At 63.8% G+C, this 20,082-nt stretch carries 18 protein-coding genes and 1 tRNA gene; 12 read left to right on the top strand and 7 right to left on the bottom strand.

Annotation, left to right across the window (positions count from 1 at the left end):
• Positions 1 to 114: 114 nt before the first annotated feature.
• The 10 genes from ftsH to phoR all read left to right on the top strand — a co-directional run bounded on the left by ftsH (position 115) and on the right by phoR (position 11,608).
• Complete coding sequence (gene ftsH / locus OKW27_RS23665; protein WP_018421239.1) at positions 115 to 2,004, top strand: ATP-dependent zinc metalloprotease FtsH; 1,890 nt, start codon at positions 115 to 117, stop codon at positions 2,002 to 2,004.
• 170 nt (positions 2,005 to 2,174) lie between these two features.
• Positions 2,175 to 2,987 (top strand): dihydropteroate synthase, encoded by an 813-nt coding sequence (folP, locus tag OKW27_RS23660; RefSeq protein WP_187610943.1) that lies wholly within the window; start codon positions 2,175 to 2,177, stop codon positions 2,985 to 2,987.
• A 29-nt stretch (positions 2,988 to 3,016) separates the two neighbouring features.
• Positions 3,017 to 4,375 carry a phosphoglucosamine mutase gene (glmM, locus tag OKW27_RS23655; protein ID WP_187610849.1) on the top strand — a complete coding sequence of 453 codons (1,359 nt, stop codon included), beginning with the start codon at positions 3,017 to 3,019 and terminating at the stop codon, positions 4,373 to 4,375.
• Positions 4,376 to 4,796: 421 nt separating this feature from the next.
• On the top strand, positions 4,797 to 5,828 hold the full coding sequence (gene pstS, locus OKW27_RS23650) for a phosphate ABC transporter substrate-binding protein PstS (protein ID WP_090801106.1): 1,032 nt from the start codon (positions 4,797 to 4,799) through the stop codon (positions 5,826 to 5,828).
• Between the two features lie 160 nt (positions 5,829 to 5,988).
• Entirely contained in the window at positions 5,989 to 6,990 is a 1,002-nt protein-coding gene (gene pstC / locus OKW27_RS23645) for a phosphate ABC transporter permease PstC (RefSeq protein WP_429335055.1), read from the top strand.
• Positions 6,987 to 7,883, top strand: coding sequence for a phosphate ABC transporter permease PstA (gene pstA, locus OKW27_RS23640; RefSeq protein ID WP_187610850.1), 897 nt, complete (start codon positions 6,987 to 6,989; stop codon positions 7,881 to 7,883). The genes pstC and pstA overlap by 4 nt, the downstream gene beginning before the upstream one ends.
• Before the next feature lie 16 nt (positions 7,884 to 7,899).
• Positions 7,900 to 8,748: a phosphate ABC transporter ATP-binding protein PstB gene (gene pstB / locus OKW27_RS23635; protein ID WP_090801100.1), complete on the top strand. Its 849-nt coding sequence runs from the start codon at positions 7,900 to 7,902 to the stop codon at positions 8,746 to 8,748.
• 28 nt (positions 8,749 to 8,776) lie between these two features.
• Complete coding sequence (phoU, locus tag OKW27_RS23630; RefSeq protein ID WP_429335054.1) at positions 8,777 to 9,481, top strand: phosphate signaling complex protein PhoU; 705 nt, start codon at positions 8,777 to 8,779, stop codon at positions 9,479 to 9,481.
• Between the two features lie 26 nt (positions 9,482 to 9,507).
• The gene (gene phoB / locus OKW27_RS23625) at positions 9,508 to 10,209 is read left to right on the top strand and encodes a phosphate regulon transcriptional regulator PhoB (protein WP_008922879.1); all 702 of its coding nucleotides are present in this window, start codon (positions 9,508 to 9,510) and stop codon (positions 10,207 to 10,209) included.
• Positions 10,210 to 10,294: 85 nt separating this feature from the next.
• Positions 10,295 to 11,608, top strand: a complete 1,314-nt coding sequence (gene phoR, locus OKW27_RS23620; RefSeq protein ID WP_187610851.1) for a phosphate regulon sensor histidine kinase PhoR — start codon at positions 10,295 to 10,297, stop codon at positions 11,606 to 11,608.
• Positions 11,609 to 11,722: 114 nt separating this feature from the next.
• Here phoR and ppk1 read toward each other — a convergent pair whose 3' ends face one another.
• Positions 11,723 to 13,786: a polyphosphate kinase 1 gene (gene ppk1, locus OKW27_RS23615; RefSeq protein WP_429293600.1), complete on the bottom strand. Its 2,064-nt coding sequence runs from the start codon at positions 13,784 to 13,786 to the stop codon at positions 11,723 to 11,725.
• Positions 13,787 to 13,990: 204 nt separating this feature from the next.
• Between ppk1 and ppx the strand changes: the two genes are divergently transcribed.
• A complete protein-coding gene (gene ppx, locus OKW27_RS23610) occupies positions 13,991 to 15,643 on the top strand; it encodes an exopolyphosphatase (RefSeq protein ID WP_429335053.1) in 1,653 nt (550 codons plus the stop codon).
• 92 nt (positions 15,644 to 15,735) lie between these two features.
• On the opposite strand, the gene OKW27_RS23605 is transcribed toward ppx, so the two are convergent.
• The 5 genes from OKW27_RS23605 to OKW27_RS23585 all read right to left on the bottom strand — a co-directional run bounded on the left by OKW27_RS23605 (position 15,736) and on the right by OKW27_RS23585 (position 18,286).
• Positions 15,736 to 16,548, bottom strand: a complete 813-nt coding sequence (locus OKW27_RS23605) for a GNAT family N-acetyltransferase (RefSeq protein ID WP_090801095.1) — start codon at positions 16,546 to 16,548, stop codon at positions 15,736 to 15,738.
• Between the two features lie 155 nt (positions 16,549 to 16,703).
• Complete coding sequence (locus OKW27_RS23600; RefSeq protein WP_018421227.1) at positions 16,704 to 17,162, bottom strand: SixA phosphatase family protein; 459 nt, start codon at positions 17,160 to 17,162, stop codon at positions 16,704 to 16,706.
• A gap of 212 nt (positions 17,163 to 17,374) precedes the next feature.
• Positions 17,375 to 17,451: transfer RNA gene (locus OKW27_RS23595), tRNA-Pro, on the bottom strand.
• Positions 17,452 to 17,552: 101 nt separating this feature from the next.
• Positions 17,553 to 17,711 (bottom strand): DUF3309 family protein, encoded by a 159-nt coding sequence (locus OKW27_RS23590; RefSeq protein WP_429335052.1) that lies wholly within the window; start codon positions 17,709 to 17,711, stop codon positions 17,553 to 17,555.
• A 398-nt stretch (positions 17,712 to 18,109) separates the two neighbouring features.
• Positions 18,110 to 18,286, bottom strand: coding sequence for a hypothetical protein (locus tag OKW27_RS23585; RefSeq protein ID WP_368595306.1), 177 nt, complete (start codon positions 18,284 to 18,286; stop codon positions 18,110 to 18,112).
• A gap of 178 nt (positions 18,287 to 18,464) precedes the next feature.
• On the opposite strand from OKW27_RS23585, the gene OKW27_RS23580 reads away from it, so the two are divergent.
• Positions 18,465 to 18,632, top strand: coding sequence for a hypothetical protein (locus OKW27_RS23580; RefSeq protein WP_167368601.1), 168 nt, complete (start codon positions 18,465 to 18,467; stop codon positions 18,630 to 18,632).
• A 43-nt stretch (positions 18,633 to 18,675) separates the two neighbouring features.
• On the opposite strand, the gene OKW27_RS23575 is transcribed toward OKW27_RS23580, so the two are convergent.
• On the bottom strand, positions 18,676 to 20,058 hold the full coding sequence (locus OKW27_RS23575) for an MATE family efflux transporter (protein WP_429336586.1): 1,383 nt from the start codon (positions 20,056 to 20,058) through the stop codon (positions 18,676 to 18,678).
• Between the last annotated feature and the right edge of the window lie 24 nt (positions 20,059 to 20,082).

The following is a 20,082-nucleotide window of genomic DNA, read 5'->3' as shown; positions in this document are numbered from 1 at the left end:
ACCCTATTTCCGTGGTAGTGAAACCTTATGGCAGGGGTCTGCGGACTGGATTAGAATGCTTTCGTGGTGCCGCAAGGCAAATGTAGGCGCCCGTCTAAGTGAAGGAGTGGTGCTTTGAACAACAATATGTTTTCGAAAGCAGCAGTGTGGCTGGTGATCGCACTGGTGCTGTTTACGGTGTTCAAGCAGTTCGACAAGCCCCGTGTCCAGGAAGGCGTTTCCTATTCGCAGTTCATGGACGACGCGAAGAACGGCAAAGTCAAGAACGTCATTGTCCAGGGGCGGAACCTCACGGTCACTCCAGCAGACGGCCAGAAGTACCAGATCGTGTCGCCCGGCGACATCTGGATGGTCGGCGATCTGATGAAGTATGGCGTACAGGTGAGCGGCAAGGCTGACGACGAACCCAATGCACTGATGTCCGTGCTGTATTACCTCGGGCCGACGATCCTGATCATCGGTTTCTGGTTTTACATGATGCGACAGATGCAGGGGGGCGGCAAAGGCGGAGCGTTCTCGTTTGGCAAGTCGCGCGCGCGGCTGATCGACGAGAACAACAACGCAATCAATTTCACCGACGTCGCCGGTTGCGACGAAGCCAAGGAAGAAGTGTCGGAACTCGTCGACTTCCTGCGCGATCCGCAGAAATTCCAGAAGCTCGGTGGTCGTATTCCGCGCGGCGTGCTGCTCGTTGGCCCGCCGGGAACCGGTAAGACGCTGCTCGCGCGCGCCATCGCCGGCGAGGCGAAGGTGCCGTTCTTCAGCATTTCAGGTTCAGATTTCGTGGAAATGTTCGTCGGCGTCGGCGCGGCTCGCGTGCGCGACATGTTCGAGCAGGCCAAGAAGCACGCGCCGTGTATCGTGTTCATCGACGAAATCGACGCGGTCGGCCGTCATCGAGGCGCCGGCATGGGCGGCGGTAACGACGAGCGCGAACAGACGCTGAACCAGATGCTCGTCGAAATGGACGGCTTCGAGGCGAACTCGGGCGTCATCGTGATCGCCGCGACGAACCGTTCGGATGTGCTCGACAAGGCGCTGTTGCGTCCGGGCCGTTTCGACCGTCAGGTGTACGTGGGTCTGCCCGATATTCGCGGCCGCGAGCACATCATGAAGGTGCACCTGCGCAAGGTGCCGATCTCGAACGACGTCGATGCGGCAGTGATCGCGCGCGGCACGCCGGGTTTCTCGGGCGCAGATCTCGCAAACCTCGTCAACGAAGCAGCACTGTTCGCGGCGCGCCGCGGCAAGCGCATCGTCGAAATGACGGACTTCGAGGACGCGAAGGACAAGATCTTCATGGGTCCAGAGCGCAAGTCGGCTGTGATCCGCGAAGAATCGAAGCGTGCTACCGCGTATCACGAATCGGGTCATGCGGTGATCGCGAAGCTGTTGCCGAAGGCCGATCCGGTGCACAAGGTCACGATCATTCCGCGCGGTCGCGCGCTGGGCGTCACATGGCAGTTGCCGGAGCATGACAACGAAACGTACTCGAAGGAATATCTGCTCGACCGTCTTGCCATCCTGTTCGGTGGCCGCGTCGCGGAAGAGCTGTTCCTGAACCTGATCAGCACCGGTGCGTCGGACGACTTCAACAAGGCGACGCAGACGGCTCGCGCAATGGTTGCCCGCTTCGGCATGACGGATGCGCTCGGACCGATGGTCTATGTCGACGACGAGAACGACGCTTCGCCGTTCGGCCGAGGCTTCACGCGGACCATTTCGGAAGCGACGCAGCAGAAGGTCGACGCGGAGATCCGTCATGTGCTGGACGAGCAGTACAATCTCGCACGGCGCCTGCTCGAAGAGAACCGCGACAAGGTCGAAGCGATGACCGCCGCACTGATGGAGTGGGAGACGATCGACGCCGATCAGATCAACGACATCATGGCAGGCCGTCCGCCGCGTTCGCCGAAGAGCTCGCCGCCGTCGGCGAGCGACGCCTCGTCGGGCGGCAGCCCGGGCACCGAAGTCAAGCCGGGCAGCGCAACCGCGCCGGCCTGATCGGCAGCCAGTAGAAAGGGCGGGCCGGTGTGCTACACACCGGCCCGTTTTGCATTTGTCCGTTCCAAGTGAAGCATTGCTACGTGTCGAAAGTCGATTCCTCTTCCGCACCCCTTCCAGAGCCGCTGCAGTGTGGCCGCTTCAAGCTGACGTTCGAACGCCCGTTGGTCATGGGCATCCTGAACGTCACTCCCGATTCCTTTTCCGATGGCGGCAAGTTCGCGACGCGCGGCGATGCGCTGCGCCAGGCCGAGCGCATGATGCTGGAGGGCGCGGACATCATCGATATCGGCGGGGAATCGACGCGTCCTGGCGCGCCGCCGGTGCCGCTCGACGAAGAGCTGGAGCGCGTGTTGCCGCTCGTCGAGCAACTGCGTGGCGCGAACGTGCCATTGTCGGTTGATACGTACAAGCCGGAAGTGATGCGTCATGCGTTGAACGCGGGCGCCGACCTGATCAACGACATCTGGGGCTTCCGCATGCCCGGCGCGATCGACGCGGTGCGCGACAGCGACTGCGGCCTTTGTGTCATGCATATGCTAGGTGAGCCGCAGACCATGCAGGTGGGCGAGCCGCACTATGACGACGTCGTCGGCGAAGTGCGCCACTTCCTCGAGGAGCGTGTCGCGACGTTGCAGCAGGCGGGGATTGCGCGCGAGCGTATCAGCGTCGATCCGGGTTTCGGCTTCGGCAAGGTCGTCGTCGAGCATAACTACGCGCTGCTCGCGCATCTGCGCGACACGGCCCCGCGCGCCGCTTCGCCGTATCCGATTCTTGCGGGCATGTCGCGCAAGTCGATGGTTGGCGCGGTGACGGGGCGGCCGGCGCCGGAGCGCGTGGCCGGCAGCATCGCCGCGGCGGTGTGCGCGGCCGAACGAGGCGCCGCGATTCTGCGCGTACACGACGTCGCGCAAACAGTCGATGCATTGAAAGTATGGGCAACCCTGCGCGACGCGGACAAGCAGAGCCGCGCGCACGGTTGAACCCGCAGCCACAGACAGGGAGAACAAACATGGCACGTCGTTACTTCGGAACGGACGGCATTCGGGGCAAGGTCGGCGAAGGCCCGATCACGCCGGAATTCGTGTTGCGGCTCGGCTATGCGGCCGGCAAGGTGCTCGCGGGCGCCGATCAATGGGCGAAAACAGGCACCCGTCCGACCGTGCTGATCGGCAAGGACACGCGGGTGTCGGGCTACATGCTCGAAGCCGCGCTCGAATCGGGCTTCTCGGCCGCCGGCGTCGACGTGATGCTGGCCGGCCCGATGCCGACACCCGGCATCGCCTATCTGACGCGCGCACTGCGGCTTGCCGCGGGTGTCGTGATCAGCGCATCGCACAACCCGTACTACGACAACGGCATCAAGTTCTTCTCGGCCGACGGCAACAAGCTGCCGGACGACGTCGAGGCGCAGATCGAGGAGCAGCTCGAACTGCCGCTCGCGTGCGCGGCCTCCGAGCAACTGGGCAAAGCGCGCCGTCTCGATGACGCAGGTGGCCGCTACATCGAGTTCTGCAAGAGCACGTTCCCGGCCGCGTACGACCTGCGCGGCATGAAGCTCGTCGTCGATTGCGCGCATGGCGCCGCGTACGACGTCGCGCCGCACGTGTTCCATGAGCTCGGCGCGGAAGTGATCCCGATCGGCGTCTCGCCGAACGGCTTCAATATCAACGACGGCGTCGGCGCGACCGCGCCGGATGCGCTGGTTCGCGCGGTGCGCGCAAACCACGCGGACCTCGGTATCGCGCTCGATGGCGACGCCGACCGTCTGCAGGTCGTCGACGAGTCCGGCCGCCTTTTCAACGGCGACGAGCTGTTGTACGTGCTGGTCAAGGACCGTATCGCGACCGCTGGCCACGTGGAAGGAGCGGTCGGCACGCTGATGACCAACATGGCCGTGGAGGTCGCGCTGCAGAATGCCGGCGTCAAGTTCGTGCGCGCCGCGGTCGGCGACCGCTATGTGCTCGAACAGCTTCGCGAGCACGGCTGGCAGCTCGGCGCCGAAGGTTCGGGCCACATTCTGTCACTCGATCGCCATTCGACCGGTGACGGCATCGTGTCCGCTCTGCTCGTGCTGGCGGCGATGCAGCGCAGCGCCAAATCGCTCACGGATCTGCTCGACGGTGTCACCCTGTTTCCGCAGAAGCTGATCAACGTGCGCATGAAGCCCGGCTCGGACTGGAAGGGCAGCGAGACGATCCGCAGTGCGATCAAGGTGGCCGAAGGCGCGCTCGACGGCCGCGGCCGCGTGCTGATCCGCGCGTCGGGCACCGAGCCGGTACTGCGCGTGATGGTGGAGGCGCAGAACGTCGCGGACGCGCTCGAGCATTCTGAAGCGATTGCCGAAGCCGTGCGGGTAGCGACGGCCTGATCGATTCCCGAGTCGACGGCGGGCGGTGGCGACCGCTTGCCGCCTGCCTGAGCGTCGCAAGCAGAAGATTCAGCGGGCTCCGTAAACTGCGCGGCCGGGCTTTCATACCCAACGAAGGCTCATTCCTCACCCCATCGAATCCCCACTCCGCAGCCGCCAAAAGGACGGCACATCCCGCACAAAAACGACCTCCGCGCGCAGCGCAAACGTTCGCGCCCCATTTTTTTTGTCTACCTCGAAAAATGCGATGCAACGGGCATCGGCACAGCGGCAATTCGGCGGCTTCGGCACCTTTCACGGGGTAATATTACTGTCACATTTGATTCATTATCAGTCACGTTTTTGTCATAAAGAGACCCTAAGCTTCGCGGTGTTCGAGTTTCACGCTCACACCACACGCTCACACCCCCTTGGAGGTCTCATGAAATTGATGCAAACCGTGTTCGCTGGCGTCGCTGGCGCGCTCTTCGCAATCGCAGCGCAAGCCGCAGACATCACCGGCGCGGGCAGCACGTTCGCGGCACCGATTTACACGAAGTGGGCCGACGCTTATCAGAAGACCGGCGGCGGCAAGGTTAACTACCAAGGCATCGGTTCGTCGGGCGGCATCAAGCAGATCGAGGCGAAGACCGTCGATTTCGCAGGCTCGGACGCTCCGCTGAAGGACGACGAACTCGCGAAGGCAGGCCTCTTCCAGTTCCCGACGGTGGTCGGCGGCGTGGTGCCGGCAGTCAACGTGCCGGGCGTCAAGCCGGGCGAACTGGTGCTGTCGGGTGAAGTGCTCGGCGACATCTACCTGGGCAAGATCAAGAAGTGGAACGACCCGGCAATCGTCGCGCTGAACCCGAAGGTCAAGCTGCCGGATCTGGACATCGCCGTGGTGCGTCGCGCCGACGGTTCGGGCACCAGCTTCATCTGGACGAACTACCTGTCGAAGGTCAACCCGGAATGGAAGACGAAGGTCGGTGAAGGTGCGACGGTCAACTGGCCGACCGGCACGGGCGGCAAGGGCAACGACGGCGTCGCGGCTTTCGTGCAGCGTCTGCCGGGCGCGATCGGTTACGTCGAATGGGCGTACGCCAAGCAGAACCACATGAACTACGTCGCGATGAAGAACGAATCCGGCGCGGTGGTTCAGCCGGAGACCGACACGTTCAAGGCAGCGGCGGCCGGCGCCGACTGGTCGAAGTCGTTCTATCAGATCCTGACGAACGAGCCGGGCAAGAACGCATGGCCGATCGTCGGCGCGACGTTCGTGCTGCTGCACACGACGCAGGACAAGGCACCGCAAGGCGCGGAAACGCTGAAGTTCTTCGACTGGGCGTTCAAGAACGGCGGCCAGGCTGCGAACGATTTGGACTACATCTCGCTGCCGCAGTCGGTCGTCTCGGAAATCCGCACGCAGTGGAAGCAGAAGATCAAGGATTCGGCAGGCAAGACGCTCGACGAGTAACAGGCGTAAGCTGGCGCGGTCGATCTGGGCCGCGCCCTGTAGCACCCCGGCCGTCCTCGTGCGAGGACGGCCTGTGACATTCACGCGGCATGCGCCGCATGCATCACCGACCGCCCGACATGTGTCGTCCGGCAACTGGAAACAGGTCCCTCAGGCTCTCATGTCCGATATTCATTTAGGGTCCGGCACGGGCCGGGCCACTCCGCCTGGCAGCGCGTCGCAGCAGAAAGCGCCTGGCCGCTCGGGCGATGTGATCTTCGGCGGCCTCGCACGCCTTTCCGCCATCGTCACGCTGCTGCTGCTCGGCGGCATCATCGTGTCGCTGATCGTCGCCTCGATGCCGTCGATTCGGGAGTTCGGTCTCGCGTTCCTGTGGACGGCGGTGTGGGATCCACCCAGCAAGCAATTTGGCGCGCTCGTGCCGATCTACGGCACCCTCGCGACGTCGATCATCGCTCTGCTCATCGCGGTGCCCGTCAGCTTCGGTATCGCGCTATTTCTCACCGAACTGTCGCCCGCGTGGCTGCGCCGGCCGCTCGGCATCGCGATCGAGCTGCTCGCCGCGATTCCGTCTATCGTGTACGGCATGTGGGGTCTGCTCGTGTTCGCGCCGATCTTCGCGGTGTGGTTCCAGAAGCCGCTAGGCGCGGTGCTCGGCGGCATTCCGATCGTCGGCGCGCTGTTCGCCGGTCCGCCGATCGGCATCGGCATTCTGTGCGCGGGCGTGATCCTTGCGATCATGATCATCCCGTACATCGCGGCGGTGATGCGCGACGTGTTCGAAGTGACGCCGGTGCTGCTGAAGGAATCGGCGTACGGTATCGGCTGCACGACGTGGGAAGTGATGTGGAAGATCGTGCTGCCGTTCACCAAGAGCGGTGTGATCGGCGGCATCATGCTCGGCCTCGGCCGCGCGCTGGGTGAGACGATGGCGGTCACGTTCGTAATCGGCAACACCAACCTGCTCGACAATATTTCGCTGTTTTCGCCGGGCAACAGCATCACGTCGGCGCTCGCCAACGAGTTCGCGGAAGCGGAGCCGGGCCTGCATACGTCGGCGCTGATGGAGCTCGGCCTGATCCTGTTCGTGATTACATTCATCGTGCTGGCGATTTCGAAAATCATGCTGCTACGTCTCGAGAAAGGGGAGGGCGCGAAATGAGCGGGCCGTCCCTGAACATGCCGGGTCTGAAGGACGCCGCGACGCTCGAAACGATGCGCGTGCGTCTGCAAGGGCGCCGTCGCATGACCAACGCGCTTGCGCTGACGCTGTCGCTCGCGGCGATGGCGTTCGGCCTGCTGTGGCTCGTGTGGATTCTCTATACGACGCTGCGTCTCGGTATCGGTGGTCTGTCGATCGAACTGTTCACGCAGTCGACGCCGCCGCCGAACACCGATGGCGGCGGTCTCGCCAACGCGATCGTCGGCAGCCTGTTGCTGGTCGGGCTCGCGACCTTCGTCGGCACGCCGATCGGCATCATGGCGGGCGTCTATCTCGCCGAATACGGCCAGAAAGGCTGGCTCGCGAACCTCACGCGCTTCATCAACGACATCCTGCTGTCGGCGCCGTCGATCGTCATCGGTCTGTTCGTCTACGCGCTCGTCGTCGTGAAGATGGGCCACTTCAGCGGCTGGGCCGGCGTGCTCTCACTGGCGCTGCTGCAGATTCCGATCGTGATTCGCACGACCGAAAACATGCTGAAGCTCGTGCCGAATGCGATGCGTGAAGCCGCGTTCGCGCTCGGCACGCCGAAGTGGAAGATGGTGCTGTCGATCACGCTGAAGGCGTCGATCGCGGGCATCGTCACCGGTGTGCTGCTCGGTGTCGCGCGAATTGCCGGCGAAACCGCACCGCTGCTCTTCACCGCTTTGTCGAACCAGTTCTTCTCGGTCGATATGGGTCAGCCGGTCGCGAACCTGCCGGTCACGATCTACAAGTTTGCGATGAGCCCGTTCGCGCAGTGGCAATCGCTCGCGTGGGCCGGCGTCTTTCTGATCACGCTCGCGGTGCTGGGACTGAACGTCCTCGCGCGCACGATCTTCTCGAACAAGTAAGGGCGGAGTGAATCCGATGAACGTAGCAGAAACCCAACTCAATCCGATCGGGCACGCAGCCGCGCCCGCGGGCTCCGACCCCGAACACAGCGCTCACGCGCAAACGCCGTCGCGTCCGAAGATCGAGGTCAAGGACCTCAACTTCTTCTACGGCAAGTATCACGCGCTGAAGAACGTCAATCTGCAGATTCCCGAAGGCAAGGTGACCGCGTTCATCGGCCCGTCGGGCTGCGGCAAGTCCACGCTGCTGCGTACCTTCAACAAGATGTACGCGCTCTATCCGGAGCAGCGCGCGGAAGGCGAGATCGTGATGGACGGCGAAAACCTGCTGACCATGCGCCAGGACATTTCGCTGCTGCGCGCGCGCATCGGCATGGTGTTCCAGAAGCCGACGCCGTTCCCGATGTCGATCTACGACAACATCGCTTTCGGCGTGAAGATGTTCGAGAAGCTGTCACGCTCGGAAATGGACGACCGCGTCGAATGGGCGCTGACCAAGGCGGCGCTGTGGAACGAAGTGAAGGACAAGCTCGGCCAGAGCGGCTACGGTTTGTCGGGCGGCCAGCAGCAGCGTCTGTGCATCGCGCGCGGTATTGCAATTCGCCCCGAAGTGCTGCTGCTCGACGAGCCCTGCTCGGCGCTCGACCCGATTTCGACGGGCCGTATCGAAGAGCTGATCGCTGAACTCAAGAGCGACTACACGGTGGTGATCGTCACGCACAACATGCAGCAGGCGGCCCGCTGTTCGGACTACACTGCCTATATGTACCTCGGCGAACTGATCGAATTCGGCGACACCGAAAAGATCTTCATCAAGCCGGTCCGCAAGGAAACCGAGGACTACATCACTGGCCGCTTCGGCTAATCCGCCGGGCAATACAACGGAGTACGACATGTCCGATAAACATCTGTCCAGCCAGTTCGACGCAGACCTGAACCTCGTTTCGTCGAAGGTGCTCGAAATGGGCGGCCTCGTCGAATCGCAGATCGTCAACGCGATGCAGGCGCTCAACGAATTCGACCTCGACATCGCCGAGCAGGTGATCGTCGCCGAAGACCGTCTGAACAAGATGGAAGTCGAGATCGACGAAGAGTGCAGCAACATCATCGCGCGCCGTCAGCCGGCCGCGCGCGATCTGCGCTTGCTGATCGCGATCTCGAAGACCATCACGAACCTCGAGCGCGCCGGCGACGAAGCCGAAAAGATCGCGAAGCGCACCAAGCGTCTGATGGAAGACGGCGCATCGCGCACCATCAACATCGCCGAGATCAAGCTGTCGGGCGAAATGGCCGTGTCGATCCTGCGCCGTGCGCTGGACGCGTTCGCGCGTCTGGACACGGTCGCCGCCGCGCAGATCGTGCGCGACGACAAGGCGATCGACGAGGAATTCCGCGCGTTCGTGCGCAAGCTGATTTCGTATATGACCGAAGATCCGCGTTCGATCTCGGTAGGCCTCGACTTCCTGTTCATCGCCAAGGCAATCGAGCGGATCGGCGACCACGCGAAGAACATCGCGGAATTCATCATCTACGTCGTCAAGGGTACCGACGTGCGGCACCAGTCGCGCGACGCGCTCGAACGCGAAGCGCTCAGCTAATCCAGAGATAAGGAACAGAGGTGCCGATGCCCAGCAGCATTCTCGTCATTGAAGATGAGCCCGCCATTTCCGAACTGATTTCGGTCAATCTTCAACACGCCGGGCACTGCCCGATTCGCGCGTACAACGCGGAGCAGGCGCACAACCTGATCAGCGACGTACTGCCCGATCTCGTGCTGCTCGACTGGATGTTGCCGGGTAAATCGGGTATTTCGTTTGCGCGCGATCTGCGCAACAACGAGCGTACGAAGCATATCCCGATCATCATGCTGACCGCGCGAGGCGACGAGCAGGACAAGGTGCTCGGCCTCGAGATCGGCGCCGACGACTACGTGACGAAGCCGTTCTCGCCGAAGGAACTGATGGCGCGCATCAAGGCGGTGCTGCGCCGCCGCGCGCCGCAGCTGACCGAAGACGTGGTCGCAATCAACGGCCTGAAGCTCGATCCGGCCACGCACCGCGTCGCCGCGCATGCGGAAGGCAGCGAGATCAAGCTCGATCTCGGCCCGACCGAATTCCGTCTGCTGCACTTCTTCATGACTCACCCGGAGCGCGTGCACAGCCGCACGCAACTGCTCGATCAGGTGTGGGGCGATCACGTGTTCGTCGAAGAGCGGACCGTCGACGTGCATATCAAGCGTCTGCGCGCGGCACTCAAGCCGGCCGGGTGCGATGCTATGATTGAAACGGTACGCGGCAGCGGTTACCGGCTGGCGAAGAGCGCCTGATAGCCGTCGGCGGCGCGCTGCATTGCACTGCGCTGTGCCGCCGTACCCTCCTCCTGCGCTGTATTTTCTCTTCGATCGCTAGACCATGAACATCATCTGGGCGCGCTCCATCGTGTCGGTCGTGCTGCTTGCTGTTCTGTGCGCGGTGGTCGGCGCACTGCTGAACGTCAAGGCAGGGCTCGCTCTCGCCATCGTCCTGCTGCTCGTACAGAGTGTCTTCAGTACCTTCCACAAACAGCGTCTGTGGCGTCTGCTCGACGCGCCGGTGTACGGCGAAGTGCCGAGCGCCCCCGGCATCTGGGGCGAAATCTACTACCGTCTGCACAAGCTCGCGAAGCGCTGGCATGCCCAGGTGCGCCAGGTCGAGCAGCAGCATTCGCGTTTCATCCAGGCGATCCAGGCGTCGCCTAACGGTGTCGCGATGCTCGACGATCATGATCAGATCGAGTGGTGCAACGCGATTTCCGAAAGCCACTTTGGGCTCGATGCGAAGCGCGATCTGCGTCAGCACATCACGCATCTGGTGCGTCATCCGGATTTCGTGCGCTATCTGAATTCGCATCGGTACGAGGAAATGCTGATCATGCGCGGCATGGGCGACAAGCGCCAGAACGTGCTGTCGGTGCAGGTGTTTCCTTACGGCGACAATCGCAAGCTCGTGCTGTCGCAGGACATCACCGAGCTCGAGCGCACCGATGCGATGCGGCGTGACTTCGTCGCCAACGTGTCGCACGAATTGAAAACGCCGCTCACGGTGTTGTCCGGCTTTCTCGAGACGATGCGCGAGCTGCCGTTGGGCGAAGCCGAGCGCGCGCGTTATCTCGAGCTGATGGAGCAGCAGGCGTCGCGCATGCGTCATATCGTCAGCGATCTGCTCGTGCTCGCGACGCTCGAAGGCGACAACAAGCCGCCGAGCGATCAGATGATCGACATGCGCGCGGTGTTGCGGCATCTGCATGACGACGCGCAGAGCCTGTCCAGCGATCATCACAAGATCGTCTTCGATGCCGACGAAGCGCTGACCGTCACCGGCGTCGAAACCGAGATTTTCAGCGCATTCGGCAATCTGGTGACGAACGCGATCCGCTACACGCCGGACGGCGGCTCGATCAAGGTCAACTGGCGTGCGCAGGGTGGCCATGCGGTGTTCTCGGTCACCGATAGCGGCTTCGGCATTCCGGCCGCCGATATCCCGCGGCTCACCGAGCGCTTCTATCGCGTCGATCGCAGCCGTTCGCGCGACACGGGCGGCACCGGGCTCGGTCTCGCGATCGTCAAGCACGTACTGCAACGGCACGATGCGCAACTCGACGTGAAGAGCGAAGAAGGGCGCGGCAGCACGTTCACGGTGCGCTTTCCGGTGTATCGGACGGCGCGCTGTCAAACCGCACAGGTTTGAACGCGGCAGTCGTACGACTGGTCGACGCATAAAAAAACCGCCTGAAAAAGGCGGTTTTTTTATGCGCGCGTTTCGGGTGCCCGCCATCGCGGCGAGCACCCGAAACGCGGGCGACTACGAACAGAACTTGCCGAGCAGACTCATCTGAGCATTGCGCGACGCCTTGCCCGGCCGGCGCCGGCGGTAGTGACCGTCGCTCTGCATCAACCAGGCCGACTGGTTGTCGCCGAGAAACGCCGACAGCCCTTCCGCGATCACGCGCCGCTTCAGTCGCCGGTTGTTGACCGGGAATGCGACTTCGACGCGCCGGAACAGATTGCGATCCATCCAGTCGGCGCTCGACAGATAGACCTGTTCCTTGCCGCCGTCGTAGAAGTAGTAGATGCGATGGTGTTCGAGAAAGCGCCCGACGATCGAGCGCACCGTGATGTTCTCGGAGAGCCCTTGCACGCCCGGCTGCAGCGAGCACACGCCGCGCACGATCAGATCGATCTTCACGCCGGCCTGCGATGCTTCGTAAAGCTCGGCGATCACCGTCGGCTCGAGCAGCGCGTTCATCTTCGCGACGATGCGCGCCTTCTTGCCCGCGCGCGCATGCTCGGCTTCCTTGCGGATCGCGTCGACGAGCTTCGGATGCAGCGTGAACGGCGACTGCCACAGCTCGTGCAGCTTCAGCTCGCCGCCGATGCCGGTGAGCTGCTGGAACACATGGTGCACGTCCTCGCAGATCTTCTGATCGGCGGTCATCAGACCGAAATCGGTATAGAGGCGCGCGGTGCGCGGGTGATAGTTGCCCGTGCCGAGGTGCACGTAGCGCTTCAGGCTCGACTTGCCGCCCGCCGACACGCGTCGCACGATCAGCATCATCTTCGCGTGGCACTTGTGGCCGACTACGCCGTAGACCACGTGCGCGCCGACCGCTTCGAGCTGCGAGGCCCAGTTGATGTTGGTTTCCTCGTCGAAGCGCGCGAGCAGCTCGACGACCACCGTGACTTCCTTGCCGTTGCGCGCGGCCTGCATCAACGCATCCATCAGCGGCGAGTCGGTGCCGGTCCGATAGATGGTCTGCTTGATCGCGACCACGTTCGGGTCCTTGGCCGCCTGCAACAGCAGCTCGAGCACCGGCTGGAAGCTCTCGTACGGATGATGCAGCAGCACGTCGCCCTGATCGATCACGTCGAACATGCTCGCGCTGTTGGCGATCTGCCTCGGCGTCGACGGAATGTGCGGCACGAACTTCAGATCCGGCCGGTCGACCATCTCGGGCAGCTGCATCAGACGCACCAGATTGACGGGGCCGTTCACGTAGTAGCAGTCCTTGTTCGACAGACCGCTTTCGTCGAGCAGGCGCCGCACCACATGCGTGGGCGTTTCCGCCGACACTTCGAGCCGCACCGCATTGCCCAGATGCCGCGCCGGCAGTTCGCCCTGCAACGCGACGCGCAGATTGGTGATTTCGTCTTCGTCGACGAACAGCTCGCTGTTGCGCGTGATGCGAAACTGATTGCAGCTGCGCACGAAGAGATTCGGAAACAGCTCGCCGACAAAGTGTTGGAGCAGCGAGCTCAGCAGCACGAAGCCATGCGGATAACCCGACAGCTCCTGCGGCATGCGCACGAGTCGCGGCAGCGCGCGCGGCGCCTGCACGATGCCCATCATCGCCTGACGGCCGAACGCGTCCTTGCCCTCGAGCTCGACGACGAAGTTCAGGCTCTTGTTCAGCACGCGCGGAAACGGATGCGCGGGGTCGAGACCGATCGGCGTGAGCACCGGCAGCAGTTCGTTGAAGAAGTAGTTGCGCGCCCATTCGGTCTGCGCGTCGCTCCAGGCTTCGTTGCCGTGGAAATAGATGCCTTCCTGTTCGAGCGCGGTGAGCACCGTGTCGTGCAGCATCGTGTACTGGCGATGCACGAGCTTCTGCGCACGTTCGACCACGAGGTCGTACATGTGAAGCAGCGACATGCCGTCGGGCGACAATGCGCCGGGGTTGTCGCCCATCTGTTCCTGAAGCCCGGCCATGCGGACTTCGAAGAATTCGTCGAGGTTGCTACTGGTGATGCAGATAAAGCGGAGACGTTCGAGCAAGGGGACGGCGGGATCGGCGGCTTGCGCCAACACACGCTCGTTGAAACCCAGAATGCCCAGCTCGCGATTCAATAGGGGATAGCGGACGGACATCGGCGGCGAGATTGGAATGTCTGAAATGGAGACGGAAAGACGCTCGGAAATTCTCACGGTTTGATGACGTCCTGATGACATCGGCGATGTTTTTAACATTTTATGCCGCAATCGTCGTCTGTCGTCAATATGACGCGCTACCTATGCGACGATACCGAACTCCCTGCGCCGCGAGGTGACACCGTGAAGGCTGCTACGCTTAGAATGGCGTCTTTGAACAGTGCGGCTGGACGCGACGCGCACCATGCGCCGAAGGCGCCGGGCAGGCGCGTGGCGCTGCCGGAGTCCGCCGCCACGCCCTCGGCCGCAGCCGCGGCGCTCGCGCGCATGGAGTACGCTTACCCGATGGTCAATATTCCTCATCTCCTCGCCGCCGTCGATCTCGGTTCGAACAGCTTCCGGCTCATCGTGGGCCGGGTCGAGGAAACCGACGCGGGCAGCCAGATCTATCAGGTCGACGCCTTGCGCGAGCCGGTGCGGCTCGCGGCCGGGCTATCGAGCGACAAGATGCTCGATCGCGCATCGCAGGTGCGTGGCTGGGACGCGCTGAAGCGCTTCGGCGAGCGGTTGCGCGATTTTCATCCGGACCACGTGCGCGCGGTCGCGACCAATACGCTGCGCATCGCGAAGAATGCGGGCGAATTTCTCGGCGAAGCGCAGGCCGCGCTCGGTTTTCCGATCGAAGTGATCGCCGGGCGCGAGGAAGCGCGCCTGATTTATGCGGGCGCCGCGCACTCGGTGCCGGCGAGCGCGGGCAAGCGGCTCGTCGTCGATATCGGCGGTGGCTCGACGGAATTCATCATCGGCTCGCACTACACGCCGATCATGATGGAGAGCTTGTATATCGGCTGCGTGAGCCATAGCCGCGCGTTTTTCCCGGCCGGCAACGTCGACGAGTACACGATGCGCCAGGCCGAGCTCGCCGCGCGCCGCGAAATCCAGATCATTTCCGCCGAATACAAGAAGACCGGCTGGGAGCAGGCGATCGGCTCGTCGGGCACCGCGCGCGCGCTCGCCGAACTGGTCGAGGCGAACAATTTCAACGATGCGGGCGTCACCCACGGCATTTCGCGCGGCGGCCTCGAGCGGCTCAAGCGCGCGCTGATCAAGGCCGAAAACGTCAACCGGCTGAAACTGATTGCGCTGAAGAGCGACCGCGTGCCGGTGCTCGCGGGCGGGCTGTCGATCATGATCGCGGTGTTCGACGAACTGGGCGTCGACTATGTCGACACCACCGACGGCGCGCTGCGCCTCGGCGTCATGTACGACCTGCTCGGCCGTTCGCAGCACGAGGACATGCGTACGGTGACGGTCGAGGGCTTCATGCGCCGCTATGGCGTCGATCGCCCGCAGGCGGGGCGCATCCGCGATCTGTCGACGAGCTTCTACGACCAGTTCGTCGAACCGGACGAGGAACGCCGCGCGGAAAACCGCATGTTCATCGGCTGGGCGGCGTCGCTGCACGAAATCGGGCTGTCGATCTCGCATAGCGCGTATCACAAACACTCGGCTTATATCGCGAGCAATGCCGATATGCCGGGCTTTTCGCGTACCGACCAGGCGCGCCTCGCCGCGCTCGTGCTCGGCCACGCGGGCAAGCTCGGCAAGCTGTCGCAGACGCGCGACGTCGAATGGCCGCTGCTGTTCTGTCTGCGGCTCGCGGCGTTGCTGTGCCGTCGACGCGCGGACGTCGGCCTGCCGGGCATCACGGTTGCTCAGGCGAACAGCGGCTACGAGGTGCGTTTGCCGAACGAGTGGGTCGCCAACAATCCGTTGACGGATTACAGCCTGATCCAGGAGGCGGCGGAGTGGGAGAAAGTCGGGATTCCGTACCGTGTCGTTTATACGGACGATTGACGCGATGCGGATCGACGCACGCGTCGATCCGCGGCGTGTGCACGAACAAAAAAGCCCTGCAAATGCAGGGCTTTTTCGTATCTCGGCGCAGCTTATCGCGGCAACGCATCGCCGAGGAAGTGCCGCGCATAGCGCGCGTTGATATCGGACAGACGGAACAGCGTCAGGAAATCCGCGGTATTGAAGTCGGGGTCCCACGCCGGTGCGCCGCAAATCTTCGCGCCGAGACGCAAGTAGCCCTTCACGAGCGGGGGCGGCGCGACGGCGGCACCCGTCTGCAGTTCGTCGACCGGCAGCGGCGTATGCGGGAACGCGCGATATTCGGGCGCGGTCAGCGCGTTGTCGCGCAGCGAGCAATACAGGTTCGCCGCATAGTGGCCGCCGTCGGCCATCGCGACGCTCGCGCAGCCGAGCATCGTCTCGTAGCCGTTGTGCTTCATGTACGCGGCGAGCCCAGCCCATAGCGACATGATCACCGAGCCGCTGCGATAGTCCGGATGCACGCACGAGCGGCCGACCTCGACCATCTTCGCGCGCAGATGCGTGAGACGCGACACGTCGAACTCGCTTTCCGCATATAGACGGCCGATGCGCGCGGCCTGATGCGGCGGCAGAGCGCGATACGTGCCGACTACTTTCAACGTGTCGAGATCGCGTACCAGCAAATGGTCGCAGTACGAATCGAAGGCATCGACGTCGAGGCCCGCGGGGCCGCTGAGGCGTGCGCCCATTTCGTCGGCGAAGACGCGATAGCGTAGACGCTGCGCTTCACGCAGCTCTTCGTCGGTACGCGCCCACGACACTTGCAGGCGATGCTGCGCGGTGACCGTTTCCTCGGCGCGCGGCAGACGGCGCGGTTCGAAAAGCGAGGTGAAGGGCAGGGTGGGCGTCGGCAGTTCTCGCATTGGCTGTCCTGGTCGAAAAGAGTGAGGATTTCTTTTTTCGCCAATGTAGTAACGCGCGGTGACGCTCGCATGGCAAAGCCGTGACGATTGGATGACTGCCCGTAAGCCCTCGCGTGGGTGCCTGTAATGTCGGAGGCGTGGCGCGACACGCGCGCTCAGATCAGATCGGGGCTGATGGCGGCGCGCAACACCGCCTCATCTTCGCCGTTGCGCTCGCGGCTCTCGATCCACCAGATGCCGGCTTTTTTCAGTGGCCAGCTCGCGCGGCTGTCGCCGAGCAGTTGCGCGGCGACGTGGCCGAGCGTCGGTTGATGGCCGACGATCACGACGGTTTGCGCGATGCCGCCGGGCCAGCCGGCCGCTTCCAGGACGTCGTTCGCGCTCGCGTTCGGCGCCAGTTCGCGCACGACGCGGTACTGGTCGCTCAACGTCTCGGCGGTCTGGATGGTGCGCACGGCGGGGCTCGCGAGTATGACCGCGTCGTCGGGCAAACGGGCGCGCAGCCATTTCGCGGCGTTCTGCGCCTGCTTGCGGCCGCGCGTGGTGAGCGCGCGGGAGAGATCGCTCGCGGCGACATCTTCTGCTTCGGCGTGACGCCAGAGGATCAGGTCCATGGGAGTCTCCTTTTTGAGCGGCTTGGGATGGCGTTGCGGCGGGCTTGCGCGTCTTCGCGGCGAGGTACCTGCCTCAAGCACTGTCGCATGCGCAGGTGATGATTTGCAAGGCGAGTGCCTGACGGGTCGGCTGTCGGCGTCCACGTGAACGCGAGCCAAAAAAGCAAAAACCCGCGAAGCCGGAGGCTTCGCGGGTTTCGAGCTGCTTTTCGTGGTCGGAGCGATAGGATTCGAACCTACGACCCTCTGATCCCAAATCAGATGCGCTACCAGGCTGCGCTACGCTCCGACGAATCCGAGAGTATAGGGGGTGCGGGCAGGAGCGTCAATCCCTTGGCGGCACCAAAACCGCACGGGCAACGACGTTCACCATAGCGGGCTCGCGGTGGGCTATATACGCCCCATCAACAGCAGAACGATCACGATGATCAGCACGACGCCGACGAGTCCAGTCGGCCGATAGCCCCAGCCGCTGCTATACGGCCAGCTTGGCAACGCGCCGATCAGCAGCACGATGAGCACGATTAGCAGGATGGTTCCGACGGTCATGGCGTTCTCCTTGTTGAGGGGGCCGCGAAATCGCTGGCCGCATCTTCACGCTGGTTTGGCGCGCGCGCCGCAACAATCGACGCGCGTGTCGCGCGTCTGTTGCTGGATCGGAACCAGCAAGGCATGTGCCTATCACCCGTTAAGCTCGATGCAGTGAGGCCTTGGACGAAAGCGCAGAAGGAGAGAGCGACGCAGGAAGCGTCGTCGTTCGATGTAGGTATGCCCAAAGAACCGGAAAGGCGTTGCGCACGTCCAGCGGACCTCGATGCGCGCAGGCGCCGCAACGCCGGTCAATGCGTCATCGAGCGGACGCGCGACTGACGCACCGTGACATGCCGGTGCCGCGGGCAGAGGCCATTCGGTCAGAGTCGAAGATCACCCGCATCAATGCACCCGCATCAATGCCTTGGACGCCTCCAATGCGGCATATGTAGATGCTGATGCGTCCAGTGGTGCAGCATGCCCTCGCCATCGTGTTCACGCCGGTAGGCCCGCGATTCGAAGATCGACAACGCCGCCAGCACGATCAGGCCTATTGCGAGCCCGATCAGGCCCGCGATCGATTCACCGTCCATGGCAGTCTCCCGGTAGGTTCAGCCATGAACCCATAGTAGCGCAGGTCCGGCGAAATCTCACGAACTGGAACGGGCGACGCACGAGGTGTGTGATGGCGTCGCCGAACGCGCTTTGCGGTTAGACTCTCGGCGCGATGGCGGACGTCCGCCATCGCTTTGTCCCGGAGACGATTGCAAAATGACCCGCGTTCTGACTCTTGCCTTGCTGTTGTGCGCCGGCGTCGCCGGCTGTGCGGACAATCCGTCCGCGCATCGCGGCAGCCCACCACATGATCCCGCCGACTACCACGGCGTGCCCACCGACGATCGGCCGCCCGCGATGGTGCCCGCGCCCGTCGCGCAGTGAGCGCTCGTTGAAGTGAAAACGAGCGGGTGCGCAGCGCACCGCGCTAGGCAGCCGCAATCCCATGCGACACGCCCGGCAGGTAACGCGCGAGCGTTGCGCCACGCGTGGCCATGAAGATCAGCAGCGCGATCCACAGCCCGTGATTGCCGTGCCACGCGAGCAATGCCGACGACGCCGCCACGAACACCGCAAGCGACACCGCCATCGACATCATCAGCTCGCGCGTTCGCGTCGCGCCGATGAACACGCCGTCGAGCAGGAAGCCCCACACCGAAATGACCGGCGACAGCGCCGCCCACGGCAGATAGGTTTCGGCCGCGGCACGCACGGCGGCCTGATCGGTCAGCCGCTCGATGATCCACGCGCCCGCGCCCCAGTACACGCACGAGAAGCCGATCGCGCCGAGCGCCGACCACAGCGCGGTGACCTTGACCGCCTGCGCGAACGCGTGACGATCGCGCGCACCGATCGCCGCGCCGACCAGCGCCTCGGCCGCGTGCGCGAAACCGTCGAGCCCGTACGCCATGAAGGTCTGGAAATTGAGTAGCAACGCATTCGCGGCGAGCGTCGCGTCGCCTTGCCGCGCGCCGAGATGCGCGAACCAGCCGAACGACGACAGCAGGCACAGCGTGCGCACGAAGATGTCGCGATTGAGCACGACGAGCCGCTTCAGCGCGGCGGCGTCGAACAAGGCGGCGCGATTCAGCGCGGGCAGGCCGCGCGGCCTGCCATGCCATAGCAGGGCGAGCCCGAGCACGAAGCCGAGCGCGTCGGCGGTCGCGGTAGCCGCGCCGATGCCGGCCACGCCCCAATGAAACGCGTACACGTACAGCAGCACCGCGGCGATGTTCACGCTGTTGATGAAGACCTGCGACAGCAATGCGAGCCGCACCTGCTGCGTGCCGAGCAGCCAGCCGAGTATCACGTAGTTGCCGAGCGCGAGCGGCGCGGCCCAGATGCGCGCGTGGCAATAAACCTGCGCGTGCCGCTGCACGGCGTCGCTGCCGCCGATCGCCCGCAGCGCATAGTCGATCAGCGGTTGCTGCACGAGCAGCACCAGTGCGCCGATCGCGGCCGCCATCAGCAGTGCGCGCACGACGGTGTTGCGCAACTCGTCGCTGCGGCCCGCGCCGTGCGCCTGCGCGACGAGGCCGGTCGTGCCCATGCGCAGAAAGCCGAAGCCCCAGAACACGAAGTTGAAGAAGAGCCCGCCGAGCGCGACGCCGCCGAGGTAAGAGGCGCTGTCCAGATGACCAGCGACGGCGGTGTCGACCGCGCCGAGGATCGGTTGCGTCAGATTCGCGAGGACGATCGGCAACGCGAGCGCGAGCACCCGGCGATGCCAGCGCACCGGCAGCGCGGGCGCGCTGGCTGGGTGTGAGGCGGTTTCGGATCGCGCGGCGGGGGGCATACCGGCATCGGACATACCGGCATCGGGCGTCCTCGCGTC

The organism is Paraburkholderia sp. 35.1 (assembly GCF_050436525.1).
Classification (GTDB): Bacteria; Pseudomonadota; Gammaproteobacteria; order Burkholderiales; family Burkholderiaceae; genus Paraburkholderia; species Paraburkholderia tuberum.
This window is presented reverse-complemented; position numbering and strand designations above follow the sequence as displayed.

What these genes read in the sequence shown, in the direction of transcription:
- folP (WP_187610943.1), top strand. Translation starts at nt 2,175, where the DNA reads ATGGGCATCCTGAACGTCACTCCCGATTCCTTTTCCGATGGCGGCAAG.
- glmM (WP_187610849.1), top strand. Translation starts at nt 3,017, where the DNA reads ATGGCACGTCGTTACTTCGGAACGGACGGCATTCGGGGCAAGGTCGGC.
- pstS (WP_090801106.1), top strand. Translation starts at nt 4,797, where the DNA reads ATGAAATTGATGCAAACCGTGTTCGCTGGCGTCGCTGGCGCGCTCTTC.
- pstC (WP_429335055.1), top strand. Translation starts at nt 5,989, where the DNA reads ATGTCCGATATTCATTTAGGGTCCGGCACGGGCCGGGCCACTCCGCCT.
- pstA (WP_187610850.1), top strand. Translation starts at nt 6,987, where the DNA reads ATGAGCGGGCCGTCCCTGAACATGCCGGGTCTGAAGGACGCCGCGACG.
- pstB (WP_090801100.1), top strand. Translation starts at nt 7,900, where the DNA reads ATGAACGTAGCAGAAACCCAACTCAATCCGATCGGGCACGCAGCCGCG.
- phoU (WP_429335054.1), top strand. Translation starts at nt 8,777, where the DNA reads ATGTCCGATAAACATCTGTCCAGCCAGTTCGACGCAGACCTGAACCTC.
- phoB (WP_008922879.1), top strand. Translation starts at nt 9,508, where the DNA reads ATGCCCAGCAGCATTCTCGTCATTGAAGATGAGCCCGCCATTTCCGAA.
- phoR (WP_187610851.1), top strand. Translation starts at nt 10,295, where the DNA reads ATGAACATCATCTGGGCGCGCTCCATCGTGTCGGTCGTGCTGCTTGCT.
- ppk1 (WP_429293600.1), bottom strand. Translation starts at nt 13,786, where the DNA reads ATGTCCGTCCGCTATCCCCTATTGAATCGCGAGCTGGGCATTCTGGGT.
- ppx (WP_429335053.1), top strand. Translation starts at nt 13,991, where the DNA reads ATGGCGTCTTTGAACAGTGCGGCTGGACGCGACGCGCACCATGCGCCG.
- OKW27_RS23605 (WP_090801095.1), bottom strand. Translation starts at nt 16,548, where the DNA reads ATGCGAGAACTGCCGACGCCCACCCTGCCCTTCACCTCGCTTTTCGAA.
- OKW27_RS23600 (WP_018421227.1), bottom strand. Translation starts at nt 17,162, where the DNA reads ATGGACCTGATCCTCTGGCGTCACGCCGAAGCAGAAGATGTCGCCGCG.
- OKW27_RS23590 (WP_429335052.1), bottom strand. Translation starts at nt 17,711, where the DNA reads ATGACCGTCGGAACCATCCTGCTAATCGTGCTCATCGTGCTGCTGATC.
- OKW27_RS23585 (WP_368595306.1), bottom strand. Translation starts at nt 18,286, where the DNA reads ATGGACGGTGAATCGATCGCGGGCCTGATCGGGCTCGCAATAGGCCTG.
- OKW27_RS23580 (WP_167368601.1), top strand. Translation starts at nt 18,465, where the DNA reads ATGACCCGCGTTCTGACTCTTGCCTTGCTGTTGTGCGCCGGCGTCGCC.
- OKW27_RS23575 (WP_429336586.1), bottom strand. Translation starts at nt 20,058, where the DNA reads ATGTCCGATGCCGGTATGCCCCCCGCCGCGCGATCCGAAACCGCCTCA.